This window comes from Dellaglioa sp. CoH-57-MRSF-22, from assembly GCF_056781895.1.
The window spans coordinates 1-584 of sequence record NZ_JBXAXT010000047.1 but is presented as its reverse complement, the minus strand read 5'-3'; the positions used below and the strand labels follow the sequence as shown (position 1 = coordinate 584).

Sequence of the window (584 nt, the reverse complement as noted above, 5' to 3'; positions counted from 1 at the left end):
AGCCAATTCACCGACTGCCCACGACGTGATTCCATCAAGCGCGGTGGTACCAGCAACTGTTACCAGATACGCCGAACCGTTTGCCGGAACTGTTTGGTAGAACGGATTGGTTGTGTTATACCCGGTATCGATGGTCTGCATACCGCTCGCCAAAAGCGCCGTGTTCGTATCGATGGTGTTAAGACCTGCGTACTGAGATACGTGGTTGGCGTTAGCATCGAAGTTACCCACTATATAGACAGCACCAAGCGGAAGCTTTGTATTCTTGATGCGCCCGTATACGTAGTTGTCTGTCGGGTTGCTGGAACCGTTAGGAATTGCCGATAGGCCGGCAACGCCGCCCGGTTTGTCTATCTGGTCAGATGGAATCGCACCAACATCGTTGGCAGTCAGAACCAAATACTGATCGGTCTTGCCATTGACTGATTGAATCTGCGTGCTCAGCAATCCTGAGGATGTCACGTTCAGACCAGCGCCGACGATAACGGCACCCAGCGTCGAGGTCGTAGCCGGTGGCAATGAACCGTTGCTCAGCTGCAACCACCCGCTCCAAGTGCCACTGATACGCGACCGGAAGTACATGC

At 53.8% G+C, this 584-nt stretch carries 1 protein-coding gene; it reads right to left on the bottom strand.

What is annotated here, in order from left to right:
• Nucleotides 1-519 (bottom strand): hypothetical protein (locus AC1RPR_RS08045; RefSeq protein ID WP_481763444.1); only part of this gene is annotated, 519 nt, incomplete at its 3' end.
• Nucleotides 520-584: the final 65 nt, after the last annotated feature.